Origin of the sequence: Micromonospora coxensis, assembly GCF_900090295.1 — a bacterium.
Classification (GTDB): Bacteria; Actinomycetota; Actinomycetes; order Mycobacteriales; family Micromonosporaceae; genus Micromonospora; species Micromonospora coxensis.
This window is the reverse complement of sequence record NZ_LT607753.1, coordinates 5,475,219-5,498,169: the sequence shown is the minus strand read 5'-3', so window position 1 is coordinate 5,498,169 and position 22,951 is coordinate 5,475,219. Positions and strand designations below refer to the sequence as shown.

At 74.6% G+C, this 22,951-nt stretch carries 21 protein-coding genes and 1 riboswitch; of the genes, 8 read left to right on the top strand and 13 right to left on the bottom strand.

Annotation, left to right across the window (positions count from 1 at the left end):
• Nucleotides 1-103 precede the first annotated feature (103 nt).
• Nucleotides 104-742: a TetR/AcrR family transcriptional regulator gene (locus GA0070614_RS25090; RefSeq protein ID WP_172892501.1), complete on the bottom strand. Its 639-nt coding sequence runs from the start codon at nucleotides 740-742 to the stop codon at nucleotides 104-106.
• 177 nt (nucleotides 743-919) lie between these two features.
• On the opposite strand from GA0070614_RS25090, the gene GA0070614_RS25085 reads away from it, so the two are divergent.
• The 4 genes from GA0070614_RS25085 to GA0070614_RS25070 all read left to right on the top strand — a co-directional run bounded on the left by GA0070614_RS25085 (nucleotide 920) and on the right by GA0070614_RS25070 (nucleotide 6,034).
• Nucleotides 920-1,813 carry an ABC transporter permease gene (locus GA0070614_RS25085; RefSeq protein WP_088978259.1) on the top strand — a complete coding sequence of 298 codons (894 nt, stop codon included), beginning with the start codon at nucleotides 920-922 and terminating at the stop codon, nucleotides 1,811-1,813.
• 28 nt (nucleotides 1,814-1,841) lie between these two features.
• Nucleotides 1,842-2,642: an ABC transporter ATP-binding protein gene (locus tag GA0070614_RS25080; protein WP_088979652.1), complete on the top strand. Its 801-nt coding sequence runs from the start codon at nucleotides 1,842-1,844 to the stop codon at nucleotides 2,640-2,642.
• Nucleotides 2,643-2,786: 144 nt separating this feature from the next.
• Nucleotides 2,787-4,295, top strand: coding sequence for a bifunctional cytidylyltransferase/SDR family oxidoreductase (locus GA0070614_RS25075; RefSeq protein WP_088978258.1), 1,509 nt, complete (start codon nucleotides 2,787-2,789; stop codon nucleotides 4,293-4,295).
• A 26-nt stretch (nucleotides 4,296-4,321) separates the two neighbouring features.
• Complete coding sequence (locus tag GA0070614_RS25070; RefSeq protein WP_088978257.1) at nucleotides 4,322-6,034, top strand: CDP-glycerol glycerophosphotransferase family protein; 1,713 nt, start codon at nucleotides 4,322-4,324, stop codon at nucleotides 6,032-6,034.
• 29 nt (nucleotides 6,035-6,063) lie between these two features.
• On the opposite strand, the gene GA0070614_RS25065 is transcribed toward GA0070614_RS25070, so the two are convergent.
• A complete protein-coding gene (locus GA0070614_RS25065; RefSeq protein WP_088978256.1) occupies nucleotides 6,064-6,909 on the bottom strand; it encodes an arginase family protein in 846 nt (281 codons plus the stop codon).
• Between the two features lie 8 nt (nucleotides 6,910-6,917).
• The gene (locus GA0070614_RS25060) at nucleotides 6,918-7,667 is read right to left on the bottom strand and encodes an alpha/beta fold hydrolase (RefSeq protein ID WP_088978255.1); all 750 of its coding nucleotides are present in this window, start codon (nucleotides 7,665-7,667) and stop codon (nucleotides 6,918-6,920) included.
• A 195-nt stretch (nucleotides 7,668-7,862) separates the two neighbouring features.
• On the opposite strand from GA0070614_RS25060, the gene GA0070614_RS25055 reads away from it, so the two are divergent.
• The gene (locus GA0070614_RS25055; RefSeq protein ID WP_088978254.1) at nucleotides 7,863-8,867 is read left to right on the top strand and encodes a hypothetical protein; all 1,005 of its coding nucleotides are present in this window, start codon (nucleotides 7,863-7,865) and stop codon (nucleotides 8,865-8,867) included.
• Nucleotides 8,868-8,935: 68 nt separating this feature from the next.
• On the opposite strand, the gene GA0070614_RS25050 is transcribed toward GA0070614_RS25055, so the two are convergent.
• The 5 genes from GA0070614_RS25050 to GA0070614_RS25030 form a co-directional block, all read right to left on the bottom strand.
• Complete coding sequence (locus GA0070614_RS25050) at nucleotides 8,936-9,769, bottom strand: C39 family peptidase (RefSeq protein WP_088979651.1); 834 nt, start codon at nucleotides 9,767-9,769, stop codon at nucleotides 8,936-8,938.
• A 217-nt stretch (nucleotides 9,770-9,986) separates the two neighbouring features.
• A riboswitch (cyclic di-AMP (ydaO/yuaA leader) is annotated at nucleotides 9,987-10,128 on the bottom strand.
• Nucleotides 10,129-10,435: 307 nt separating this feature from the next.
• Nucleotides 10,436-11,203: a hypothetical protein gene (locus GA0070614_RS31470; RefSeq protein ID WP_088978253.1), complete on the bottom strand. Its 768-nt coding sequence runs from the start codon at nucleotides 11,201-11,203 to the stop codon at nucleotides 10,436-10,438.
• A gap of 126 nt (nucleotides 11,204-11,329) precedes the next feature.
• A complete protein-coding gene (locus GA0070614_RS25040; protein ID WP_088978252.1) occupies nucleotides 11,330-11,791 on the bottom strand; it encodes a hypothetical protein in 462 nt (153 codons plus the stop codon).
• A 281-nt stretch (nucleotides 11,792-12,072) separates the two neighbouring features.
• Nucleotides 12,073-13,455, bottom strand: a complete 1,383-nt coding sequence (locus tag GA0070614_RS25035; protein WP_231933385.1) for an acyltransferase family protein — start codon at nucleotides 13,453-13,455, stop codon at nucleotides 12,073-12,075.
• Nucleotides 13,456-13,628: 173 nt separating this feature from the next.
• Nucleotides 13,629-14,387, bottom strand: coding sequence for a S1 family peptidase (locus tag GA0070614_RS25030; protein WP_088978251.1), 759 nt, complete (start codon nucleotides 14,385-14,387; stop codon nucleotides 13,629-13,631).
• Nucleotides 14,388-14,649: 262 nt separating this feature from the next.
• Between GA0070614_RS25030 and GA0070614_RS25025 the strand changes: the two genes are divergently transcribed.
• Nucleotides 14,650-15,771 carry a glycosyltransferase family 2 protein gene (locus GA0070614_RS25025; protein ID WP_088979649.1) on the top strand — a complete coding sequence of 374 codons (1,122 nt, stop codon included), beginning with the start codon at nucleotides 14,650-14,652 and terminating at the stop codon, nucleotides 15,769-15,771.
• A 124-nt stretch (nucleotides 15,772-15,895) separates the two neighbouring features.
• Nucleotides 15,896-16,948 (top strand): pseudaminic acid synthase, encoded by a 1,053-nt coding sequence (pseI, locus tag GA0070614_RS25020; protein WP_088978250.1) that lies wholly within the window; start codon nucleotides 15,896-15,898, stop codon nucleotides 16,946-16,948.
• A gap of 43 nt (nucleotides 16,949-16,991) precedes the next feature.
• On the opposite strand, the gene GA0070614_RS31265 is transcribed toward pseI, so the two are convergent.
• Genes GA0070614_RS31265 through GA0070614_RS25000 form a run of 4 tightly spaced genes read right to left on the bottom strand, consistent with a single transcriptional unit; the run spans nucleotide 16,992 to nucleotide 19,815 of the window.
• Nucleotides 16,992-17,588 (bottom strand): hypothetical protein, encoded by a 597-nt coding sequence (locus GA0070614_RS31265; protein ID WP_231933384.1) that lies wholly within the window; start codon nucleotides 17,586-17,588, stop codon nucleotides 16,992-16,994.
• A complete protein-coding gene (locus GA0070614_RS25010) occupies nucleotides 17,572-18,318 on the bottom strand; it encodes an SDR family NAD(P)-dependent oxidoreductase (RefSeq protein WP_088978249.1) in 747 nt (248 codons plus the stop codon). The genes GA0070614_RS31265 and GA0070614_RS25010 overlap by 17 nt, the downstream gene beginning before the upstream one ends.
• Nucleotides 18,311-19,567 (bottom strand): AMP-binding protein, encoded by a 1,257-nt coding sequence (locus GA0070614_RS25005; RefSeq protein ID WP_088978248.1) that lies wholly within the window; start codon nucleotides 19,565-19,567, stop codon nucleotides 18,311-18,313. The genes GA0070614_RS25010 and GA0070614_RS25005 overlap by 8 nt, the downstream gene beginning before the upstream one ends.
• A complete protein-coding gene (locus GA0070614_RS25000) occupies nucleotides 19,564-19,815 on the bottom strand; it encodes an acyl carrier protein (RefSeq protein WP_088978247.1) in 252 nt (83 codons plus the stop codon). The genes GA0070614_RS25005 and GA0070614_RS25000 overlap by 4 nt, the downstream gene beginning before the upstream one ends.
• An 89-nt stretch (nucleotides 19,816-19,904) precedes the next feature.
• Between GA0070614_RS25000 and GA0070614_RS24995 the strand changes: the two genes are divergently transcribed.
• Entirely contained in the window at nucleotides 19,905-20,414 is a 510-nt protein-coding gene (locus GA0070614_RS24995) for a GNAT family N-acetyltransferase (RefSeq protein WP_088978246.1), read from the top strand.
• Between the two features lie 271 nt (nucleotides 20,415-20,685).
• On the opposite strand, the gene GA0070614_RS24990 is transcribed toward GA0070614_RS24995, so the two are convergent.
• Nucleotides 20,686-22,416 carry a glycosyltransferase family 39 protein gene (locus tag GA0070614_RS24990; protein ID WP_088978245.1) on the bottom strand — a complete coding sequence of 577 codons (1,731 nt, stop codon included), beginning with the start codon at nucleotides 22,414-22,416 and terminating at the stop codon, nucleotides 20,686-20,688.
• Nucleotides 22,417-22,951: the final 535 nt, after the last annotated feature.

The window sequence follows — 22,951 nt, the reverse complement described above, 5'->3', positions numbered from 1 at the left end:
GCTGCGCGGCCAGGTGTCGAGACGGTGGCTCCCGCGCGGCGGGGCCAGCCTAACGGAACCGGGCAGGAGGCCACGTCCCCGCCGAAGGTGACACGCACGGCACTCAGCCGACGACCGGCGCCACGCGCTGGTGGGGCAGCTCGCCGCCCGCGCCGAGGCCGGCCGCGACCGCGCCGGCCAGGGTGTCGAGGTAGGTGTCGGTCAGCGGGGTGCGGGCGATGGCGAGCCGCCAGTAGAGAGGGCCGACGATCAGGTCGACGGCGGCGTCCGGGTCGGTGCCGGCGGGCAGCTCGCCGCGCTCCACCGCCCGGGCGATCAGCCGGCCACCGATCTCCTGCTGCTTGGCGCGCAGCACCTGCTGCAGGGTCTGGTCGATGGTGGGGTTCCGGGCCGCCTCGGCGAGCAGGTCCGGGATGATCTGCGAGGCCAGCGGGTGGCTCAGCGCGTGCGCCACGACCTGGAACAGCAGCGCCAGGTCACCGCGGAGGGTGCCGGTGTCCAACGCGGGCAGCTTGCTGCCGGCGGCGGCCACCACGGTCTCCAGGACCAGCTCCAGCTTCGAGCTCCACCGCCGGTAGATGGCCGTCTTGCTGACCCCGGCCCGGCGGGCGACCGCCTCGATCGAGAGCCGGCCGTACCCGACCGCGGCGAGCTCCTGCATGAGCGCCCGCCGGATGGCCCTGGTGATGTCGCCCCGCAGCACCGCGGCGCCGGCCGGCGTACGCCTCTTCTCGCTGGTCATCGGGGTATCTCCGCACCTGTCACGCAGGCCAGGGTAGCGCAACGACGGTACGGTTGCGTCCCGACGTGTTTTGCACTACCGTCCACGCAGCGACGAGGCGGCCCTCCGCGTACAGCTCCCTCTAAGATTCCATCGTCGCGCGCATCCCTTTGGCACGAAAGATCGGAGCGCCCTTCCATGGCCGACACCGCGCTGGTCGACCCCGCAACGGGCCTGACCCAGGCGCAGCTGGCCGCCCGGCACGGACTACGGGTCGCCGGCGAGCGTCCCTCCCTGGCCGAATACAGCCGCCGGCTGTGGGCCTACCGGCACTTCATCGCCGCGTACGCCAACGCCAAGCTCGTCGCCTCGTACAGCAACGCGAAGCTGGGTCAGATCTGGCAGGTGCTGACCCCGCTCACCAACGCCGCGGTCTACTACCTGATCTTCGGCGTGGTGCTGGAGCAGAACGAGATCCCGAACTTCATCGCGTACCTGACCACCGGGCTGTTCATCTTCAACTTCACGCAGAGCGCGGTACTGGCCGGCACCCAGTCGATCAGCGGCAACCTGGGGCTGATCCGGGCGCTGCACTTCCCCCGGGCCAGCCTGCCGCTGGCCGCCACGCTGACCCAGTTCCAGCAGCTGCTGGCGTCGATGGTGGTGCTGATCGCCATCGTGCTGGTGACCGGCGAGCCGATCACCCTGGACTGGCTGATGCTGGCGCCGGCGCTGCTGCTCCAGGCGGTGTTCAACGCCGGGGTGGTGATGGCGTGCGCCCGGATGGGCGCCAAGGCCGGCGACCTGAAGCAGGTCATGCCCTTCATCCTGCGCACCTGGATGTACGGCTCCGGCGTGCTGTACAGCGTGACCCTGTTCACCCGCCTGCCGGAGTGGGCGGCGACGATCATCCAGTACAACCCCATGCTGGTCTACATCGAGCTGGCCCGGCACGCGCTGCTGGAGCAGGCGCCGGTGCTCAACGGATCGCTGGTCCAGCTCTGGCTGGTCGCCCTGGCCTGGGCGCTGGTGACCGGGATCGGTGGCTTCATCTACTTCTGGCGCGGCGAACAGGAGTACGGCCGTGGTTGAGCACTACGAGGCGTCCAACGACGCGACGATCACCCTGCCCCGGATCGAGGAGCGGAGCCCCGCCGAGGAGCGGATCCCCACCGTGGTGGTGGACGACGCGCACGTCATCTACCGGGTGCACAAGGGCGCCGGCGGCGGGACCACCCCGGTGGCCGCGCTGCGGCGGCTGATCAAGCGCACCTCCGCGCCGAACGTGCGGGAGGTGCACGCGGTGAAGGGGGTCACCTTCACCGCGTACCGGGGCGAGGCGATCGGGCTGATCGGCAGCAACGGCTCGGGCAAGTCGACCATCCTGCGGGCCATCGCCGGCCTGTTGCCGGTGAACCGGGGCGCGGTCTACACCCAGGGCCAGCCCTCGCTGCTCGGCGTGAACGCGGCCCTGCTCAACGACCTGTCCGGCGAGCGGAACGTCACCCTGGGCTGCCTGGCCATGGGCATGCACCCGGACCACGTGGCCCGGATCGCCCCGGAGATCATCGAGTTCTCCGGGATCAACGACCGGGGCGACTTCGCCAGCCTGCCGATGCGCACCTACTCCTCCGGCATGGCGGCCCGGCTGCGGTTCTCCATCGCCGCGGCCAAGAAGCACGACGTGCTGCTGATCGACGAGGCGCTCGCCACCGGTGACAAGGGCTTCCGCAAGCGCAGCGAGAAGCGGGTGCGGGAACTGCGCGAGGGCGCCGGCACGGTGTTCCTGGTGAGCCACCAGCTCTCCTCGATCCGGGACACCTGCGAACGGACGATCTGGCTGGAATCGGGCGTCCTGCGCATGGACGGACCGACGGACGAGGTCATTCGGGCATACGAGGCATTCTCGAACAGCAAGTAGAATTGCCGTGAACGCCACGGCACCGACACGGCGCCGGAGACCGCGTCGCCCCGTTGGGGCGACGCGGTCCGCGCGTTAAGGTTCATCCCGTCGCCAGGCTGGCGCAATCTTTCGTTCAGGTATCCCTGAGAGTGAGGATCGGCAATGACGCAGGACCACACCACTGGCCCGGACGCCGCACCGGAGACCCCGGCGCCGTGGCGGCCCTCGCGGACGGTGGCGGTGGTACTGGCCGGCGGCACCGGGACCCGGCTCGGCCTGGGCATCCCGAAGCAGCTGCTGAAGATCGCCGGCAAGCCGATCATCGAACACACCCTGGCCGTCTTCGAGGCCGCCCCGGAGATCGACGAGATCATCGTGCTGATGGCCACCGGTCACGTCGACCAGGCCCAGCAGATCGTCGACAAGGCCGGCTTCCGCAAGGTCAGCAAGGTGATCGAGGGCGGCGACACCCGTAACGCCACCACCCGGATCGCGCTGGACGCCGTCGGCGAGGGCGACGTCAACATCCTCTTCCACGACGCCGTCCGGCCGCTGGTCAGCGCCCGGATCGTGCGCGAGTGCGTCAACGCCCTCTGGACCTACTCCGCGGTGGACGTGGCGATCCCGTCGGCCGACACGATCATCCAGGTCGACGAGAACGAGTGCATCACCGACATCCCGGTCCGCGCCACCCTGCGCCGCGGCCAGACCCCGCAGGCGTTCCGCTCCGGCACCATCCGCGAGGCGTACCGGCGCGCCGAGGGCGACCCCCACTTCGCCGCCACCGACGACTGCGGCGTGGTGCTGCGCTACCTGCCCGGCACGCCGATCAAGGTGATCGACGGCTCGGACGAGAACATCAAGGTCACCCACCCGGTCGACGTGCACCTGGCCGACAAGCTCTTCCAGCTCGCCGCCGCCCAGGCCCCGCGCCTGACCGACCGCGGCTACGCCGAGGAGCTGGCCGGTCGGACCGTCGTCATCTTCGGCGGCAGCTACGGCATCGGCCACGACCTGGCCGAGCTGGCCCGCCGCTACGGCGCACAGGTCTTCCCGTTCAGCCGCTCCAGCACCGGCACCCACGTCGAGCGCGCCGAGGACGTCGAGGCCGCGCTGAAGACCGCCTTCGAGGCCACCGGCCGGATCGACCACGTGGTGGTCACCGCCGGCATCCTGGAGAAGGGCGCGCTGACCGACATGGACCAGGAGACCATGGACCGGGTGCTCCAGGTCAACTTCGTCGGGCCGGTCATCGCCGCCCGGCAGTCGCTGCCGTACCTGCAGCAGACCAAGGGCCAGCTGCTGCTCTACACCTCCAGCTCCTACACCCGGGGCCGGGCCCAGTACGCCCTCTACTCCTCCACCAAGGCCGCCCTGGTCAACCTGACCCAGGCGCTGGCCGACGAGTGGGCCGAGTTCGGCGTCCGGGTCAACTGCATCAACCCGGAGCGCACCGCCACCCCGATGCGCACCAAGGCGTTCGGCGAGGAGCCGGAGCACACCCTGCTGGCGGCCGAGACGGTCGCCCAGTCCTCGCTCGACGTGCTGATCTCCGACCTCACCGGCCAGGTCATCGACGTACGCCGGGCGCCGGGCGAGCCGGCCCCGGTGCCGGCGCAGCCCACCGCCGCCGAGGCCGACCGGCTGGCCGGCGGCGTCGCGGCCGGCTGACCCCTGCGGCGAAACGGGCGAGCGACATGCGTGGTGACCTGGTCAGGAAGCTGATCGCACGGGGCCTGACCACCGGCCTGGCCGTGGTCGCGTTCCTGGTGGTGGCGCTCACCGGCGCGACCGTCGCCGGCCTGGCGCTGGCGGTGGCCGCGCTGGCGGCGGCGGCCGTGGAGCGCCGGGTCCGGGCCAACGCCGACATCACCGCCGAGACGGTGCTGCTCGCGGCCGGCATCCTGATCGGGTACGCCCGCCGGCTCGACGACGGCTTCGACCCGGTGCTGGCGGCGACCGCGCTGGTGCTGCTCGGGCTGGTGCTGCTCGTCGGTCCGCTGCGCGAGGCCGGCAACCTGGAGATCCGGGCGGCGAACCTGCCGGTGCGCACCTGGACGCCGGTGCTGGCCGCGCGGCTCGGCGGCGGGCTGCTGGCCCTGCTCGGGGCGGTGGCGGTCGCCGCCGCCCTCGCGCTGCCCGCCGTCGTCGCGCTGGCCGCCGCGCTGCTGGTGGCCGGCGGGTGCGCGGCGGTCGGCCTCGACCTGGCCCGGCGGCGGTTCCGCCCGAGCGCCGGGGGCGGGCCGGTGGCCCGGGCGCTGCGGGCGCACCGGCCGGAGTTCCTGCTGTACTTCTCCGCCCCGCCCGGGTCGGAGTACCAGGTGACCATGTGGCTGCCGTACCTGGAGCGGCTCGGCCGACCGTTCCTGGTGATGCTGCGCGAGCCGGAGTTCCTGCCGACCATCGCCGCGGCGACCTCCGCCCCGGTGGTCTACTGCCCCACCCTGAAGGCGATGGACGAGGCGCTGGCGCCGAGCCTGCGGGTGGCGTTCTACGTCAACCACGGCGCGAAGAACAGCCACTGCATCCGGTTCCACCAGCTCACCCACGTGCAGTTGCACCACGGCGACAGTGACAAGGCGCCCAGCGCCAACCCGGTCTCGGCGATCTTCGACCGGATCTTCGTGGCCGGCCCGGCCGCCATCGAGCGGTACGCCCGGGCCGGCGTGGAGATCCCGGCGGAGAAGTTCGTCGTGGTCGGCCGGCCCCAGGTCGAGGCGATCGAGGTACGCACCACGCCGGCGCGCGGCCTGACCGCCCCGACCGTGCTGTACACGCCGACCTGGACGGGGCACCACGCCGACGCCAACTACTGCTCGCTGCCGGTGGCCGAGACGCTGCTGCGCCGCCTGCTCGACCGGGGCGCCACGGTGATCCTGCGGGCGCACCCGTACACCACGCAGAACCCGGCGTCGGCGCGACAGCTCGCCCGGCTGACCGAACTGCTCGCCGCCGACCGCGCCCGCACCGGTCGGGCGCACCTGTGGGGTGCGGCGGCCAGCCGGGAGCTGACCCTGACCGACTGCGTCAACCGCGCCGACGCGCTGGTCTCCGACGTGTCCGGGGTGATCTCCGACTTCCTCTACTCCGGCAAGCCGTACGCGGTGACCGACATGGGGGTGGACGGCGACGACTTCGTGGCCCGGTTCCCGCTGGCCGGCTCGGGCTACGTGCTGCGCCGGGACATGTCCGACGTGGACGACGTGCTGACCCGGCTGCTGGACACCGACCCGCTGGCCGAGGCCCGCTGGGAGACCCGCCGCCGGTACCTCGGCGACTTCCCGGCCGCCTCGTACGCCGAGGGCTTCCTGGAGGCGGCCCGGCGCGAGCTGGACGGCGACTGGACGCCACCGTCGCCGCGCGGCGCGGACGCGCTGCCGGACGCCTCGCCGCTCTCCCCCACCGCCTGACCGGTCGCGCCCGCCCGGCACGGCCCGGGTCAGTCGGCCTCGTCGGGCCCGGCGCACAGGACGGGGCCGAGCGCGGCGGCGAGCCGGGCGAGCACCTCCTCGTCGTGCGGATGGTCGGGTTCGTACTCGGTCATCCCGACGCCGGCGAGCCGGAACCGGCCGGCCAGGGCCGCCACGGCGGCGACCAGCCGCTGCGGGGTGAGCCCGCCCGGCTCGGGGCAACCGACGGCGGCGAACTCCCCGGGGTCGAGCACGTCGAGGTCGATGTGCACGTAGACGGTGCGGGCGCCGGTGGCGGCCACGGCGGCGACCAGTTCGGCGGGTTCGGCGAGCCGTCCGGCGTCGAGCAGGGTGACCGCGTTGTCCCGGACGTAGGCGCGCTCGCCCGGGTCGAGGGCCCGTACGCCGGCCAGGACCAGCCGTGCCGCGGACAGCGTCCGGGCCGGCGTCAGCGCGGCCGGCCCCTCGCCGAGCAGGGCCCGCAGGACCATGCCGTGGAACGCGTGGGACGGCGACGAGGTCGCCGTGTTCAGATCGGCGTGGGCGTCGAACCAGACCAGCGCGAGGTCGTCGCCGTGCCCGGCGAGCGCGGCCTCGACCGGGGCCAACTCCACGCCGCAGTCACCACCGACGGTGACCACCAGTCCCCCGGCGACCCGGGCGAGCGCCGCGCGACAGGCGGCCAGGTTGTCGGCCAGGACGTCCAGCGCCGCCACCCCGCCGGACGGCCGGCCCGGCCGCTGGTCGACCGCCGCCACCACACGCTCGTCCGCCGGGAGCATCCGGGCGAGGGCGGCGCTGCCACGTCGGAGCCGGTGGGCGGTGCGGGAGCTGGAGCCCTGCCACTGCGGCACCTCCAGGACGGTCAGGCGCATCGGCCCGCTCACCGGTACGCGTCGAGCAGCGCGAGCACCGCCGCCGGGTCCTCGACGTGCGCGTTGTGGCCCAGGCCGGGCAGGGTCGCCACCGGCACACCGAGCGTGGCGAGTTGAGCGTCGGTGACCATCGGGTCGTGCTCGCCCCGGGCCAGCAGCACCGGCACGTCGGTGCCCGACAGCAGCGCCGGCAGGTCGGGGGCGCCGACCGCGAACGCCCCCGGGTCCATGGCCAGGCACCACCGCCCGTCCTCCCGCCGCAGTCCCGCCTCGACGACCGGGTGGTCGGGTGCGAACAGGCCGGTCAGCCCGGCCACCCGCAGGTAGCGGCGGGCCGCCTCGTCCCGGGTGGCGAACCAGGTCACCGGGCGTCGGGCCAGCTCACCGGCCTTGTCCAGCTCGGCCGGGGACCACACCGCCTTGATGCCGAGCCCGACGACCGCGTCGACCGGCAGCCCACCGGCGCGGGCGGCCAGCGCCAGCGCGACCACGCCGCCGAGGGAGTGACCGAGCAGCACCAGCCGCCGTGGCGACCGGTCGCCGAGCCGGGCGAGCCCGTCGGCGACCCGGTCGGCCAGGCCGGTGAAGGAGTACCGCGGCAGCGGTGGGGCGTACCCGTGGCCGGCCAGGTCGGGCGCCAGCCAGCGACCGGCCCAGCGCTGCTGGAGCAGCGGCGCCCAGGGCAGCCACACCTCGCCGGTCGCGCCCATGCCGTGCAGCAGCACGAGGACCCGTCCGGATCCCGCGTCGTCGTCCATGCGCCGCAGTGTGCCATCGCCGGGACAGCCGGCGCGAGTGCCGCAGACGCCCGACCCCGCACGCCCGGCCGTCGCCCCGCAGGGACCACCCGTGCACGAAGATGACGATAGAGTTCGATCTTCCGTGGGGTGGGGCGGCCACCCCCGCGAACCGGACGGGAGCGTGCCGTGCGTTCGAGGCACTGGACAGCGTCGATGGCAGCACTCGCGGTGGTCGCGTCCACCGCACTCACGGGCGGGTCGGTCATGGCGAAGGCCACCGCCCCGGACAGCGGCGTGGCGGCGGCGGGCGGCGTCCTGCGGGTCTACAACAACAACATCGAGAACCTCGTGATCAACAACCCGGACGGCACCTGCACCCGGGTCTCCGGGCCGGACCACCTGACCTCGATGCTGGTGGACGACGCCGGCCGGCCGGCCACCGCGGGGGTGGCCGCGCCGGACATCCTGATCGTGCAGCAGGTGCGCGGGACCGGGCAGGCCGAGGCGTACGCCGACCAGTTGTCGGCCAAGTTCGGCTACCCGGCCGGCACCTACGGGGCGATCGTGGCGTGGAGCGACCCCGAGCCGTGGGGGTCCAGCCACCACTGCAGCGACCAGAGCCTCGGTGACCTGAAGAAGAAGCAGACCAACGCCATCATCTGGAACACCCGCACGCTCAGCCTCGCCGACGGCGACATCTCCAAGTACTGGAGCGCGGGCTGGTTGAAGCCGGGCACGGCGTACGCCGGCGGCGCCGGCTGCACCCTCTACAAGCCGCCGAACAACGACACCGGCACCACCAACTACTACAAGTGGAAGCGCACCAGCGCCATCGCGGCCCGCTTCACCATCAAGGCGACCGGCACCTCGGTGTTCGCGGCCACCATGCACCTGCCGCAGGAGAACCGGCAGAACGCCTGCGCGGGCGACGGCTACACCGGGATCGCCGGCACCGGCATCCACCTCGGCGCGGACGCCACCAGCCTGATGAACGCCTCGACGATCCGGGTGGTGGGGATCGACGCCAACCGGACCGGCATCGCGGCGGGCACGCTGGGCGGGTACGGCATGACCGGCTACGGCGCGACGGCCACGCACGGCTCCAGCAAGATCGACTACCTCTTCGTCCGGGGCAGCGTGCAGTCGTCCCCCGTCGACCACACGGTGACCGGGACGAAGTCCAACCACCGGGCCCTGTACGCCTTCGTCACGTACTGACGCCGTCGCACGCGCACCGGGCGCCGGTCCCCTTCCGGGGGCCGGCGCCCGTGGCGTACGTGCGGGGATCAGGCGGAGTAACCGCGGGTGGCGATCCAGTTCGCGAGGTCGGTCGTGCTCAGCCAGTACTCCGGCAGGTTCGGGTCCGCCGAGTCGGCGATCCGGACCAGCTCACCGCCGTCGCGGTAGCCGACCACCGCCACGTAGTGGCCGCCCGGGAAGGAGTGCCAGCCGCCGTCGGTGTCGGTGACCGTGCCGGCCACGTTGGCCACCACGCCCCGCTCGGCGGTGACCGCGGCGACGATGTCGGCCCGGAGCCGGTCGATCTGGGCCGCGCTCGGGGTGCCGGCGAACATCCGGGTCCGGTACGGGTCGCCCTTGACGACCTGGTTCAGCACCCGGGTGGTGTCCTGCGCTGAGTTGGTGCCCATCTCGGTGGTGCCCAGCGGCCCGGCCAGCTCGTCCTGGGTCCGCTCGATGCCGGCCGCGCTGAGCGCGTTGCGCACCGCCGCCGGGCCGCAGGTGTAGTAGGTGAACTGGGCCTCGTAGTCGTAGTCGAGGATCTTCGACGACGGGGGCTTCGGGGCCGCCTTGCGGGTCACGTCCGGGTCGGCCTTGGCCTTCGTGGGGCTGGCCGCCGGGGTGGCGCTCGCCGAGGGCGAGGGGCTGGCCGCCGGGGTGGTGGCGACGCGGGCCTGGGCGCGGGTGGCCACGTCGGCCAGGCGCGGAGCGGCCTCGGCGACGGCGGCCGGGGTCTGCTGGCGGGCCGGCGACTCGTCGGCGCCGACGAACAGCGCACCGGTGCCGGTGGCCAGCAGGAGGGCGGCGGCGGAGCCGGCGACGACCTGGTACGGGCGCTCGGTGGCCAGGCGCCGCAACTGCCGCTTCAGGTGGTGATTCAACGTGTCCTCCACGGTACGAGGGCGGGAGCGGCACGCCGGACCGGCGCGTGACGGGACGTCACGCGCGGAACGGGATCTCGGGCCGCTCGGCGGGGGGAGCGCCCGGGCGTGGCCGGGCGTCGGGGCGGATGCCGGATGTCAGGACGCGACGGCGCGACCTATCGGCGGATGCACCCCGGTACCGAGGCAGGGATGGCGTGGTGCTGCACGAGGATGGAACTCCTTCCGATGCCGCCGACCGGGTTAGCTGACGGATTCGGGCGGGAAGATCGCCCTACCACGGGCCGTGGCCCGCGGATTCACCCCAGTGGTGCATGGGTCCCCGGTTCGTGGAATCCACGATTGAGCGGGTCGACACGGCGTCGCCTTGTGCGATCGGGAACCGCGCCGGACCGAGGTGACACTACTGGCCGGTATGCGCCGCGCCAAGCGCTGCGAGCTGCGTAAACGTGATCAAGGCGAGCAATTTCCGGGGCAGTCGCACACTGACGTCACTCAATGGGACGAGCGGTTTTCCGGGAACCGACGGGCGACAACCGGACAGCCGTGGCGACACGTCCCCGATTCGCCGCCACCACTGTCACGCCCTGTCACGCACGTCCGGTTCCCGCCGGCCGTGACCGGGCTCACCGAAATCCCGGTAACGATTTCGGCGCGGTCCGCCGCTCACCCGACCCGGGCCGGTCGCCACCGTGCCGCCGAGGCCGCGCGCGGCGCCGTCGCGGCGGCCCGGGACGCGGCGGGCGCCCGGCCGGGGCGCGACCGCTGCGCCGCCGCGTACGCCTCGACGGCGAGGGCACGGGCGGCGTCGGCCGCCAGTTCGGCGTCGCGCCAGGCCGACCGCTCCCGGGCGGCCGCCCGCCGGTAGGCGTCCCGCCGGCTGTCGCGTACCGCCCGGGCGAGCAGCACCTCCTGCTCGACCGGGTGCCGCCGGGGATCCCAGCCGTCGCGGTGGGCGAAGACGTCCCGCAGCCGCTCCACCGGCAGTTCGCCCCGCCAGTGGGCGGCCACCGCCGCCTGGTGCAGCCAGCGCTCCCGGGCGGCGTACTCGGCCGGGGTACGCGGGGTGCGCGGGGTGGGCAGCGCGTTGGCGACGGCGAACCGGCGGGCGGCGGCCTCCGCCTCGTCGTACGCCGACCAGGCCCGGTCCACCTCCTCCTGGGCGGCCAGCCACACCTCGCGCCGGCGGCGGGCGGTCTGCGCCGCGCCGGACGCGGCGACGGCGACCTCCTCGGCGTACCGGCGCAGGTCGGCCGCGTCGACGGCGGCCTCGGCCGGGGTCGGCCCGCCGGGCGTCGCCTCCTCGGCCGGGCGGTCCCGCTCGGGGCGGGCCACCAGCACGGTGAGCACGGTCAGGGCGAGCACGAGCAGCGCCGACCAGATGGCGGCGGCGGTCGGGACCTCGATCAGGAACTGGTAGAGGACGGTGTTCACGGTGCGGCACCTCCCGGGGAGCGGGACGCGGAAGAGGAGCCCGCACGCGCCACGGACGAGAGGGCCAGGGGCGCGTACGGGGGGTGAGGTCGGAGAGCGTGGTCGCGGGTCGCCCCCGCGCGGCGGTCAGCCGGCGGGCGGGGCGCGCGGGCCGGCCCCGGACGGGGTCGGCCCGCTCGGGACGGGCGGCGCGTCGGGCCGCGGGGCGGGCAGGGCGTCCGGCGCGACGGCCGCCTCGGCGGCGCAGGGCGCGGCCGGCGGGGCGTCGGCGAGGGCCTCCGGCGCACCCGGGACGCTCCCGGCGGGCGCGACGACCGGCGACGCGCACCCGGCGGTCACGACGGCGGGCCGGGCGGGAACCACCCGGTCGGCGGACGGCGGCGGGCCGGCACGGAAGCCGGACGCGGACGACGGCGGGCCGGCGAGGAACGCGGGGGCGGACGGGACCACGGCGGACCGCTGGGGCACCTCGTCCGGTACGACGGAGCCGCCGAGGGAGAGCGCGACGGCCACGGCGAGGCCGGTCAGCAGGCGGGAACTCCAGCACGCGACCCACCACAGAGGACTGGTGAGCGCGACCGGGAGCACGGCCCCACGCTACCGCCGATGCCACCGGCGCGCAGCGCCGCCGGGCGTGTCGTGGCACCTCGACGACCCTGGCGCGGCGGCCGGCGTGGCACGGGCGTGGGGAGCCACCGGGCGCGGTCGGCGCGCCAAGCGGTTGCCGACCGGGCGGATGCCGACGGCGAGCAGTCCGGACGGTGCCCGTCGGTCGGCCCCCGGCGGGCGGTCGCGGCGCGCGGGCCGCGCGGCGGGCGCTGCGGGTGACGGTGGGCCACGGCGGCCGCACCGGCCACCGTGGACACCGTTCAGGCCGGGTCGCGCCGGTGCGCGTACTCGACGGGTCGGCCGGCGGACGACTCGCCGGCGGCCGGACGCGGCGACGGGGCGGGCACGGACCGGGGCCGGGCGGTGGCGTCCTCCCGCGCGGCCGGCATCGCGGCGCCGCCCGGACCGGCGACGGCGGCGGGCGACGGACCACCGAGAGCGACGGTGGCCGGCGACCCGGCGGAGACGACCGGGTCCGGCGACCCGGCGGAGACGACCCCGTCCGGCGACCCGGCGGGGGCGACAGTGGCCGGCGGGCCGGCGGGAGCCGGGCGGCGGCGGGGCGCGAGGCGGCGCATCATCGGCGTCTCGACCCAGCGGTGCATCAGCCCGGCGAGCAGCAGGTTGACCGCCAGGAAGCCGAGCACCACCAGCGGCCCCCACCAGCCGGGCAGCCCGACCCCGAGGTACCCGGCGGCCCGCAGCACGGTGACCATCACCAGCACGTGCACCAGGTAGAAGGCGAAGGACACCTCACCGAGCCAGACCAGCCGGGGATGCCGCCACGGCGAGCGCCGGCCGCGCACGTCGGCGTCCGCGGCGGCGGCGATCACCAGGACGTACGCGGCGGAGAGGATGGCCGCCCACAGTTCGGCCCGGATCCACTGCCCCGCGACCACCCAGGTGGCCACGAAGATGACGCTGGCCAGCGGCAGCGCCGGCCCGCGCCACCGGCCGCGCCGCAGCAGCTCGGCGGCGGCCACGCCCAGCCAGAACTCGGTCGAGCGGACCAGCGGGAAGATCTGGGTGAACCACCAGGTGCTCTCCTTCGGCACCAGGAGCTGCCCCGGCCAGAGCGCCACGATCACCAGCGGCACCGCCACCACCACCGCCCAGAGCAGGCCGGCGGGGGCCCGGCGCAGCGCCGGCAGCACCAGCGGCAGGCAGAGGTAGAAGAACAGCTCGCAGGAGAGCGACCAGCTCACCGAGTTGATGCTGTAGAAGTAGCCCGGCGTCGGGTCCCACGCCTGCACGAGGAAGAGGTTCTCCAGGGCCGCGCGGGGCACCACCGGGTCGGCGAACCACCACATCACCAGCAGGGCCGCCGCCCAGGTCAGCACATGGTTCGGGTAGATCTTGGCGAGCCGCCGCCGCCAGAAGTCGCGCCGCCGCTCGCCGTCGCGGGCCGACCAGACCAGCACGAAGCCGCTGAGGATGAAGAAGAACTGCACCCCGGACAGCCCGAGGGTGAACAGCCCGTCGACCACCGCCTTGGCGTCGGGGTCGCCGACGATCCGCATGGTGCCGGCGTGGTAGCCGAAGACCAGCATCGCGGCCACCCAGCGCAGCCCGGTCAGCGACGGCAACCGGCTCGCCGGCACGGTGGCGGCGGGGGCGCCGCCGTCGGCACGGATCAACAACACCTACGTCCCTCCTCGGCCGCGTCGTCGCCACGGCCAGGACGACGTCCACCACGGTCCCGGGTGGGGACCGCCGCCGGGCACCCTACCCGCTCGTCACGGGCGGGCACATCGCTCCGGTACGCCGACGGGCCGGCCCCCGCGCTCGGAGGCCGACCCGCGTACGGCGGTGCGGATCAGACGGTGGCCATCACGTTGAGGATCCAGTCCCGGCTCTCCGGGACGGTCGCGTAGAAGGCCTGGTTGTCGCAGTTGGCACTGTTGACCGCCGACAGCACGCCCACCTGGTAGCGCAGCCCGTCGACCAGCTTGAACAGCGGGCCGCCCGAGTCACCGAAGCAGACGTCACCGTTGAGGCCCGTGGTCCGGATGCCCCGGCCGCCGTAGTAGTCGGTGTCGTCGATCGACTGCACGTACTGGGTCGCCCGTCGAAGGGTGGTCGACGGGGCGCAGCCGGCGCAGGTACGACCCCAGCCGAAGACGTAGGTGGTGGCGCCGACCTTGGTGGTGGCGGTGGGCAGCCGCACCGGCTGGGCGTTGGCCGACCGGTTCAGCTTGAGCATGGCGATGTCGTGGCTGGTCCGCACCCGCGAGGTGGAGATGTAGACGACGCCGCCCCCGCTGTTCCAGTAGATGCTCTTGACCCGGACCGAGAGGCGGGAGTCCGCGATCCGGCCGTTGCCGTCGTACAGGCAGTGCTTCGCGGTCAGCACCCAGTAGTTGCTGACGATCGAGCCGCTGCACTGGTAGCGGCCGTCCACCATCAGGGCGGCCAGGCCGTCCGCGTCGGACTGGAGCTCGCCGCCGACGATGGGCTGCGGCGCGGCCGAGGCCGGCCCGGTGAGCCCCGCGGTGAGCGACAGCCCGGCGAGCAGCGCGACGAGCGCGCGCGCCCACCGCCCCCGGGTGCGGTGCAAGGAGATCCCCCGTGCCATGTGCTACCTCCATCGAGGTCGACAATTTTCACGATCATCCATGTTTGACGATCGTCCCGCCGCCCCATCCCGTCGACGGTGGGTCACCAGCCGTGTTCGCCCTGCTGATCGCCGGGATGGTCGGATCCGCCACTTCCCACATGCCGGGACACGCCGTGCGGACGGGTCGTTAACCTGCCGGCCGGACGCTGTTCAGTGAAGCCATCTCTGCCGGATACGTCAGGTTCCGTGCCCGTCCACCCGGGTGCACCAGGGTGGCGGCGTGGTCAACCAGCCCGCGCCCGTCCCGCTGCTCAGCGTCGTCGTGCCCGTCCACGGGGTCGAGGCGTACCTGCACCAGTGCCTCGACTCGATCCGCACGGACGTCCCGGCGGGTGAGCGGGACGCGGTCGAGATCGTCGCCGTCGACGACGCCTCGCCGGACCGCTGCGGTGAGCTGCTGCGCGCGTACGCCGCCACCCACCCCGGGGTCCGCACGGTGCACCTGAGCAGCAACGTCGGCCTCGGCCCCGCCCGCAACGCCGGCCTGGAGGTGGCCGCCGGGGAGTACGTCTGGTTCGTCGACAGTGACGACTGGCTGCCCTCCGGCACGCTGCCCGCCGTGCTGGACCGGCTGCGCGCGCACCACCCCGACGTGCTGCTCCTGGATCACCTGCGGGTGCACGAGGACGGCCGGCGGGAGGTCGACGCGAGCAGCCCGCTGCTGCGCGGGACGCCGGACGTGGTGCGGCTGGCCGACCGGCCGCAACTGCTGCGGGTGCAGCACACCGCGTGGAACAAGGTGGTCCGCCGGGCCTTCCTGGACGAGCTGGAGCTGCGCTTCCACCCGGGCTGGTACGAGGACATCCCGTTCAGCCACCCACTGCTGATCGGCGCGGAGAAGATCTCCGTGCTGGACCGGGTCTGCTACCTCTACCGGCAGGGTCGGCAGGGCGCGATCACCTCCACCCGCAGCGGCCGGCACTTCGACGCCTTCGACCAGTACGACCGGCTGCTCGACTGGGTCCGGCGGCGGCACCCGGACCCGCGGCTGCACGCCGAGCTGTTCGGGCTGATGGTCAACCACATGCTGGTCGTGGTGGGCAACGACGACCGGCTGCACCCGCACCTGCGCCGGGACTTCTTCCGCCGGGTGGCCGAGCAGTACCGTAAGCACCTGCCGGAGGGCGGCTACCCGCTCCCGGGCGGGGTGGCGGGGCTCAAGCACCGGCTGGTCGGCCGGAACAGCTACCTCGCGTACGCGGCGCTGCGGCGGGCCCACCGGCTGGCCGGCGCGGCCCGGCGGGCGAGCGCCGCCGCCCCCGCGAGCACGGCGCAGCCGCCCACCCCGGAAGCCACCCCGGCGACCCGGCCGGACGCACCGGCCACCCGCCCCACGCGGTGACCCGTCGGCGCACCCCGACGCCGGGAGCCGGACCGGCTCCCGACGCCCTGGTTTTCCCGTCGTCCCCGGACGGCACCGGTAGGACCGCGCCCCGGCGCGGACGCACAGCGAACAGAGGTCGGGCATGACGTCGACAGTGAAGATCGGACCACACCTCGTCGGAGGCGGGGAGCGACCGTTCGTGGTCGCCGAGATGTCCGGCAACCACAACGGGGACCTGGACCGGGCGCTGGCGATCGTGGACGCCGTCGCCGCCAGCGGCGCCCACGCGCTGAAGCTGCAGACGTACCGGCCGGACACGATCACCATCGACGTCGACACGCCCGCCTTCCGCATCTCCGGCGGGCACGAGCTGTGGGGCGGGCAGAACCTGTACCGCCTCTACGAGAAGGCGCACACCCCGTACGAGTGGCACGGGCCGATCTTCGCGCGGGCCCGCGAGCGCGGGTTGACCGTCTTCTCGTCGCCGTTCGACCCGACGGCCGTCGACCTGCTGGAGGAGCTGGACGCGCCGGCGTACAAGATCGCCTCGTCGGAGCTGGTCGACCTGCCGCTGATCCGGCTGGTGGCCGGCACCGGCAAGCCGCTGGTGATCTCCACCGGGATGGCGACGGTCGCCGAGATCGACGCGGCGGTGCGCACCGCGCGGGAGGCCGGCGCGGGTGGCATCGTCCTGCTGGCCTGCACCGCCTCCTACCCGGCGCCGCCGGCGGACAGCAACCTGCGCCGGATCCCGGTGCTGGCCGACCTGTTCGGCGTGCCGGTGGGCCTGTCCGACCACACCCCGGGGATCGGGGTGCCGGTCGCCTCGGTGGCGCTGGGCGCCTGCTTCATCGAGAAGCACGTGACGCTGGACCGCGCCGACGGCGGGGTGGACTCGGACTTCTCACTGGACCCGGCGGAGCTGGCCGCCCTGGTCGTGGAGTCGGAGCGGGCGCACGCGGCGCTCGGCGGCACCCGGGTCGGCCCGACCCCGGCCGAGCGGGAGGGACTGCGCTTCCGCCGGTCGCTCTGGGTCGTCGAGGACGTCCGGGCCGGCGACCCGGTGACCGCGCGCAACGTCCGCTCGATCCGCCCGGCCGGTGGCCTGCCGCCGGCGCAGATCGACACGGTGCTCGGTCGTACCTTCACCGTCGACGTCCCGCGCGGCACCCCGCTGGGCTGGGACCTGATCTGAACAGCGCCGTCGGGCCCGCTCGCACCGCGGGCCCGACGGCGCCTCACGGGGCGAAGGCCACCGTCACCACCAGGTCGTCGACGCGCAGCGTCCGCCACACCGCCGGGGTGTCCGGGGGTACGGCCAACCCGTGCCGCCGCCACCAGGCCGCCACCGGCACGGCGGCCAACTTGCAGAGGCTCTCCGCACGGGTCCACCGGGCCCAGAAGTCGGCCGGCCCGAAGCGCCGGGCCAGCGCCGGCGGGATCTCCGCGTCCGCCCGCTCGGCGTCGATCGCCACCCGCCAGCCCGGCGCGGCCGGGCCGTACCAGCCGACGCAGCGTCCGTCGTCGAGGTGGCTGCGGGTCACCGCGTACGCCAGCTCGGCCGGCGTGCCGACGCGCAGGTGCCGTTCGGCGGCGCCCAGCAGGGCCGGCACCGGACGCGTACCGGAGACGGCCAGGCGGCCGGCGGCGGCCGTCGACGCCGGGCCGGCGGTGGCGGGGTCGATGGGCCCGGCGGGGCCGGCGGCGGCGCCCGGCCCCGGCTCCGCGATGGGCCCCGGGCCGATGGCACCCGGGCCGATGTCGACTCCCGACCCCGGCCCGGGGACGGCACCCGGCCGGCGCGCGGCGAGCGCCGGCTCAGACGGAGGCCGCACCGTCCACCACGATCACCTGGCCGTTGATGTTGGTCTGCTCGCGCAGCAGCATCCGCACCACCGGCACCACCTCCTCCGGCTCGGTCAGGTGGCCGGTCGGCGTGCGCCGGACGATCTGGTCGAGCTGGGTGCTGCCCAGCACGGCCGACATCTCCGAGGCGAAGAAGCCCGGCGCGACCGCGTTGACCAGCATCCGGCCGCCCAGCTCCCGGGCCAGCGAGCGGGTGGCCGCGTCCATGCCCCCCTTGGTGGCCGAGTACGCGACCAGCCCGGGGAAGCCGCGCTGCGCGCAGATCGAGGTGACGTTGACGATCCGCCCGCGCCGCCCCTGCGCCAGCATCCGCCGCACGACCAGGCGGGTGAGCTGCAACGGCGCGGTCAGGTTGGTCTCCACGATCCGGGCGACGTCCGTCGTGGAGGTGTGCGTGTGCATCGAGTCCTGCCCGACGGCGGCGTTGTTGACCAGCCCGTCGACCGGGCCGAGCCGCCGCTCCACCTCCCGTACGAACGTCTGGACGGCGGGCAGGTCGGTGACGTCGACCGCGCCGACGTGCACCCGGTCGGGGTGCTCGACGGCCAGCTTCTCCAGCTCCGGCGTGACGGTACGGGCGAACGCCGCCACCTTCACGCCGGCGGCGAGCAGGTCGGTGACGATGGCCAGCCCCAGCCCCCGGGACCCGCCGGAGACGAGGACCACGGTGCTGGGTGCGACGACAGGGGTGTCAGACATCGCTCTTCAACGTCTCCTTGACGGGGATCTCGGGCAGCAGGCGGACCCGGCGGGGCACCGCGTGCTCGGGGAGCCGGTCGGCGCACCAGCGGACCAGGGTGGCCTCGTCGGGCGTCGAGCCGGCGGTAGGCACCACCTCGGCGACCACCATCCGGCCGAGGAGCGGGGCACGACGGCCGGTGACCCGCGCCCAGGCCACCTGCGGGTGGGCGGACAGCACGTCGCGGACCAGGCCGGCGGAGACCTTGCTGCCGCCGACGTTGATCTCGTCGGAGTCGAGCCGGCCGGTGATCAGCACCCGGCCGTCGACGACCTGCACCCGGTCGCCGGTGCGGACCGGGCCGTCGAGCCCGGCGCCGTGGTGCGGCGAGGTGACCACCAGCTCCTCGCCGTCCACGGCGAGCGTCGGCCGGCCGGGCGTGGCCCGGTCGAGCCACTCGACCGGGAAGCCGGCCCGGCCGTCGTGCACCACGATGGACGCCCCGACCTCGGAGGAGGCGTAGATCCAGGAGATCCGGGCGGTCGGGAAGACCTCCCGGAGCCGGTCGAGGACGGCCTGGTCGACCGGCTCACCGCCGAGGGTGAGCTGACGCAGCGGCACCCGGGCCAGCGCCGCGCCGTCGCGGTGCAGGGTGCGACGCCAGAACGTCGGCGTGCCGGAGACGGCGTCCACCCCGTGCGCGGCGGCGAGCGCCGGCCAGTCGTCCAGCTCCTCGGGGTCGACGACCACCAGGTGCTGCCCCGGCTGGGTCAGCGACAGCGTCACCACCTGCCACCAGGCGTACGTGCCGGGGGCGTACGGGCAGAGCCAGGTGCGTGCCGGCTGCCCGCCGCGCACGGTGGTCAGCGAGTCGAGGGTGTGCCCGACCCGCTTGGGCCGCCCGGTGGAGCCGGAGGTGAGCAGCCAGAGCCGGCCCGGCTCGGCGGGACGCGCCCGCTCCGGCGCGGTGGCGCGGGCCTCCCCCGCCGCCAGCTCGGCCACCGTGAAGCCGGCCCCGCGCAGCTCGTCGCGCATCGCCGGGTCCACCCGGCCGGCGGAGGTGAGCAGCAGCTCGGTGCCGTACGTGGCGTGGTGCCGGGCGGCGGCCAGGGCGTCGGCGGCGCCGTGCGCGAGCACCGCGCCCGGCGACGGCAGCACCGGCTCGGCCAGCTCCCGCCAGGTCAGCGCCGTCCCGGCGACGACGAGCCGGTTGTCCCGCCCGGCGAGACGCGCGCCGGGGGCGGCCGGACCGTTGGTCGCGACGGTCACTGGCGCTGCAGGGTCACGAGGAAATCGAGGACGTCCCCGACCGTGGCGATGCGGCGCAGCCCGGGGGCGTCGAAGTTGAGCTCCTCCCCCGTCTCGTCCTCCACCCGCAGGGCCAGCTCCGAGAAGTCCAACGACCGGAAGCCGATCTCGCGCAGGTCGGTGGCGTCGTCGTCGGGCAGCGCCTTGCCCTGGTTGGCCAGCACCTGCGCCATGAGGTCGCGGATCTGCGCGCGACTCAATTCGTCCATGCCGCGGAGTGTAGCGCCCGGAAATTGTCCACGACATTTCCCGGGTAGGGTTCCGGGGCCACCCGGAATCGAACGGAAAGGGAGCCGGCATGCTCCGCGAAGCGACCGACGACGACGTTCACCTGATGTTGTCCTGGCGTAATCAGGACGTCAACCGGCAGGTCAGCAGGACCAGTCACGAGATCACCCCCGCCGAGCACGCCGCCTGGTGGGCACAGGTCCGCGACGACCCGGCCCGGCAGGTCCTGGTGTACGTCCGCGAGCAGGTGCCCTGCGGTGTGGTGACCTTCTTCGACCTGCGGCTGGACGGCCCGCGTACCGCCGGGTGGGGGTTCTACCTCGACGCCGAGGGGCTGGCCGCGCGGGGCGAGACGCTGCCCGCCTGGCTGGAGGTGATGCGCGAGGCGGTCGACCACGCCTTCGACGTGCTCGCCCTCGACCGGCTCGACGGTGAGGTGCTGGCGCACAACACCGTCGTACGGCAGATGAACCGGCGGTTCCGATTCGTCGAGGGAACGCCGCGACGGGAGGAGGTCGACGGCCGGCAAATCGAGATCCTCCCCATTTCCCTGGACCGGGGCAATCGTCGTCGGCGTTGATTTCGACAATTGTCCGCCGGGCGGCCACCGAATTGTCATCCGCCGTTCACCCACTTCCTGCGGCCCGGCCGCGCCGGGCCGGCGGCGCGGTCGATCCAGCCGCGCCGTGGCCCGCGTTGCGCTCGGCTCAGCCACGCCAGGGCGCGCGGTCGGCTCAGCCACGCCGGGGCCGGCGGCGCGGTCGGCTCAGCCGGGCCGGGCCGGCGGTGCGGTCGGCTCAGCCGGGCCGGGCCGGCGGTGCGGTCGGCTCAGCCACGCCGAGGCCGGCGGTTCAGCCGCGCCGCCAGGCGGCCCAGTGCTGCTCCGGGTTGCCGCCGAGGCGGACGAAGCCGTACCGGGTGCCGTCCCAGTCGTCCGGCTCGCCGGGTGCCCACCGGGTGAAGACCACGTCGGCGGCGGCCGGCGGCCGGTCGGTGAACCACCGCACGTCGGTCCAGGTCACCTGGTGGCTGAGGTTGAAGCGCAGGACGTAGTGCACGCCGAGGGCGGCGTACACCCGCTCACCGGGACGGACGCCGAGGTCGGCGACGCGCGGCGTGGGGGCGGTGGCCGCCGACATCGGCCGGACCAGCCGGTCGGTGATCACCGCCATGGTGGCGACGTTCACCAGCACCAGCGCGGCGAGGAACGGCGCGCCGAGGCGGGGCCGGCGGGCCGCGGCGACCAGCAGCAGGCAGCCGGCGACGCCCACCGCCGCACCGGTGAACGGGCGGAACTCCCGCCACCCGCCGGTCAGCGCCATCAGGTCGGGCGCGCCGAACCCGCCGTAGCGCAGTTCGTGGCCCCGGCTCGCCACGTACGCCAACCGGGCCGCGATCAGCGCCGCGCCCGCCGCCAGCAGCCCCACCGCGACGGCGGCGCGGCGCAGCAGCACCCGCGCGGTCGCGGTGAGCAGCACCCCCGCCCCCACCAGCAGCCAGAACGGGGCGAGCATCTGCACGTACCGGCCGTAGATGGCGTCCAACGGCTTCGCGGTGATGCCGGCGAGGATCACCGACGCCCCGCCGGCCACCCCGACGCTGGTGACCAGCGCGACGCCGAGCGTCCAGCGCACGGCCGCGTCGCGCTGCGGGTGGCGCAGCTCGCGCACGGCGGTCGCCCAGGCGATCCCGGCCAGCCCGAACGTGATCACCACCAGGTACCAGAGCTGGGTGGCGACCGCCGCGCCGAGTCGCAGCAGGCCCGGCCCGGAGGCGACCGCCCGTACCGTGCCGCCGCCCGGCGGGTTCCCGAGCAGGTAGACCCGGTCGCCGAGCCAGCGGATGCCGGCCTCGTTCACCAACGCCAGGGCCAGCACCGGCAGCACCGCGGCGAGCACCTGCCCGGCGTCGGCCCGGCGGCGGGCGAACAGCAGCAGGACCAGCCCGGCGTGCACCGCCACGATCACCAGACCACGCGAGTGCAGCAGGTGGAACGCGCCGACCAGCGTCCCGACCGCCACGGCGGCCAGCGGGCCGGGGCGGGACACCCAGCGGTGCACGGCGAGCAGCCAGGCCAGCACCAGCGGGGCCAGCACCGCGTCGATCATCGCGACCTGGGCGTAGAAGGCGGTGGCCGGCAGGGTCGCCGCGACGGCGGCGGCGACCAGGGCGTACGACCGGCGCAACCCGAGCAGCCGACGGCCGAGCAGGTACGCCAGCGGCAGCGCGGCGGCGTTCACCACCGCGTTGATCAGCTGCACCAGCCGGTAGCTGTCGGTGAAGTCCCGCTCGCCGAGGAACGCCGGCGAGATCAGCATCGGGTAGCCGACCCGGCGCAGCGGACCGTTCTCGCTGCTGAAGCCGCCCGGGCCACCGGCCAGTGCGCGGGCGGTGTTGAGGTAGCTGTCCTCGTCGGTGTGCGCGATCGGCAGCGCGACGTGCCGGGCCAGCCACATCCGCCAGGCCACCCCGGCCAGCCAGCCCGTCACCAGCAGCGCCGGCACCAGCCAGCGCCGCCTCGGGGTGGCCGGCGGCCGGGCCGCCTCGGCGGCCGGTGCTCTCACGTCGGTGCCGGACGCCATCGTCGCCTCCTGCTCGCTGGGCCCCCGGCGGTCGCCGGGGACGGGTGTCGTGTCCCGGCCCGGCAACCGGCGCAAGATCTTGGCGAGTTTCCGTTCGGACGGAACGGAAACTCGCCAAGATCTCCGGCTCACCCCGCGAGGTGGCGACGGTGACCGGCCGGCAGCAGGGCCGGTGGGACGTGGGGCCGCCGGGTGGCGGGTGGATCCGGGACCCGGTCACGGGTGGGTCGGGCCTGCGGTGGCACCTGTCGGGAGGGCTCGGACGGCGACGTCGCCACCGCGAGACGCTCGGCGACACGCCGCACGAGCCCCGCGCACGAGCGGGTCGCACGGGTGCGACGTACGGCCGTGCCGAGCACCGCGCGGGCCACTGTAGTCGGACGGATCCGCGCAGGTCAGCCGCCTGACGGGCACGGTGGAAGTGTTCGCCTGCCGGGCGTTCGGCATTCACGCGAGCAGCGCGGGCGGTTCACCCGCAGGCGTCGGTGCGTTAACCCGCCGTGGCTAGCGTCCGTCCGGTCGCGTGGCCCCGGGC

Excerpts from the sequence above, each read along its gene's own strand:
- GA0070614_RS25000 (WP_088978247.1), bottom strand. The coding sequence starts at position 19,815 with ATGGACGAATTGAGTCGCGCGCAGATCCGCGACCTCATGGCGCAGGTG.
- GA0070614_RS25030 (WP_088978251.1), bottom strand. The coding sequence starts at position 14,387 with ATGGCACGGGGGATCTCCTTGCACCGCACCCGGGGGCGGTGGGCGCGC.
- GA0070614_RS24995 (WP_088978246.1), top strand. The coding sequence starts at position 19,905 with ATGCTCCGCGAAGCGACCGACGACGACGTTCACCTGATGTTGTCCTGG.
- GA0070614_RS24990 (WP_088978245.1), bottom strand. The coding sequence starts at position 22,416 with ATGGCGTCCGGCACCGACGTGAGAGCACCGGCCGCCGAGGCGGCCCGG.
- GA0070614_RS25070 (WP_088978257.1), top strand. The coding sequence starts at position 4,322 with ATGCGTGGTGACCTGGTCAGGAAGCTGATCGCACGGGGCCTGACCACC.
- GA0070614_RS25065 (WP_088978256.1), bottom strand. The coding sequence starts at position 6,909 with ATGCGCCTGACCGTCCTGGAGGTGCCGCAGTGGCAGGGCTCCAGCTCC.
- GA0070614_RS25055 (WP_088978254.1), top strand. The coding sequence starts at position 7,863 with ATGGCAGCACTCGCGGTGGTCGCGTCCACCGCACTCACGGGCGGGTCG.
- GA0070614_RS25090 (WP_172892501.1), bottom strand. The coding sequence starts at position 742 with ATGACCAGCGAGAAGAGGCGTACGCCGGCCGGCGCCGCGGTGCTGCGG.
- GA0070614_RS25075 (WP_088978258.1), top strand. The coding sequence starts at position 2,787 with ATGACGCAGGACCACACCACTGGCCCGGACGCCGCACCGGAGACCCCG.
- pseI (WP_088978250.1), top strand. The coding sequence starts at position 15,896 with ATGACGTCGACAGTGAAGATCGGACCACACCTCGTCGGAGGCGGGGAG.
- GA0070614_RS25010 (WP_088978249.1), bottom strand. The coding sequence starts at position 18,318 with ATGTCTGACACCCCTGTCGTCGCACCCAGCACCGTGGTCCTCGTCTCC.
- GA0070614_RS25060 (WP_088978255.1), bottom strand. The coding sequence starts at position 7,667 with ATGGACGACGACGCGGGATCCGGACGGGTCCTCGTGCTGCTGCACGGC.
- GA0070614_RS25085 (WP_088978259.1), top strand. The coding sequence starts at position 920 with ATGGCCGACACCGCGCTGGTCGACCCCGCAACGGGCCTGACCCAGGCG.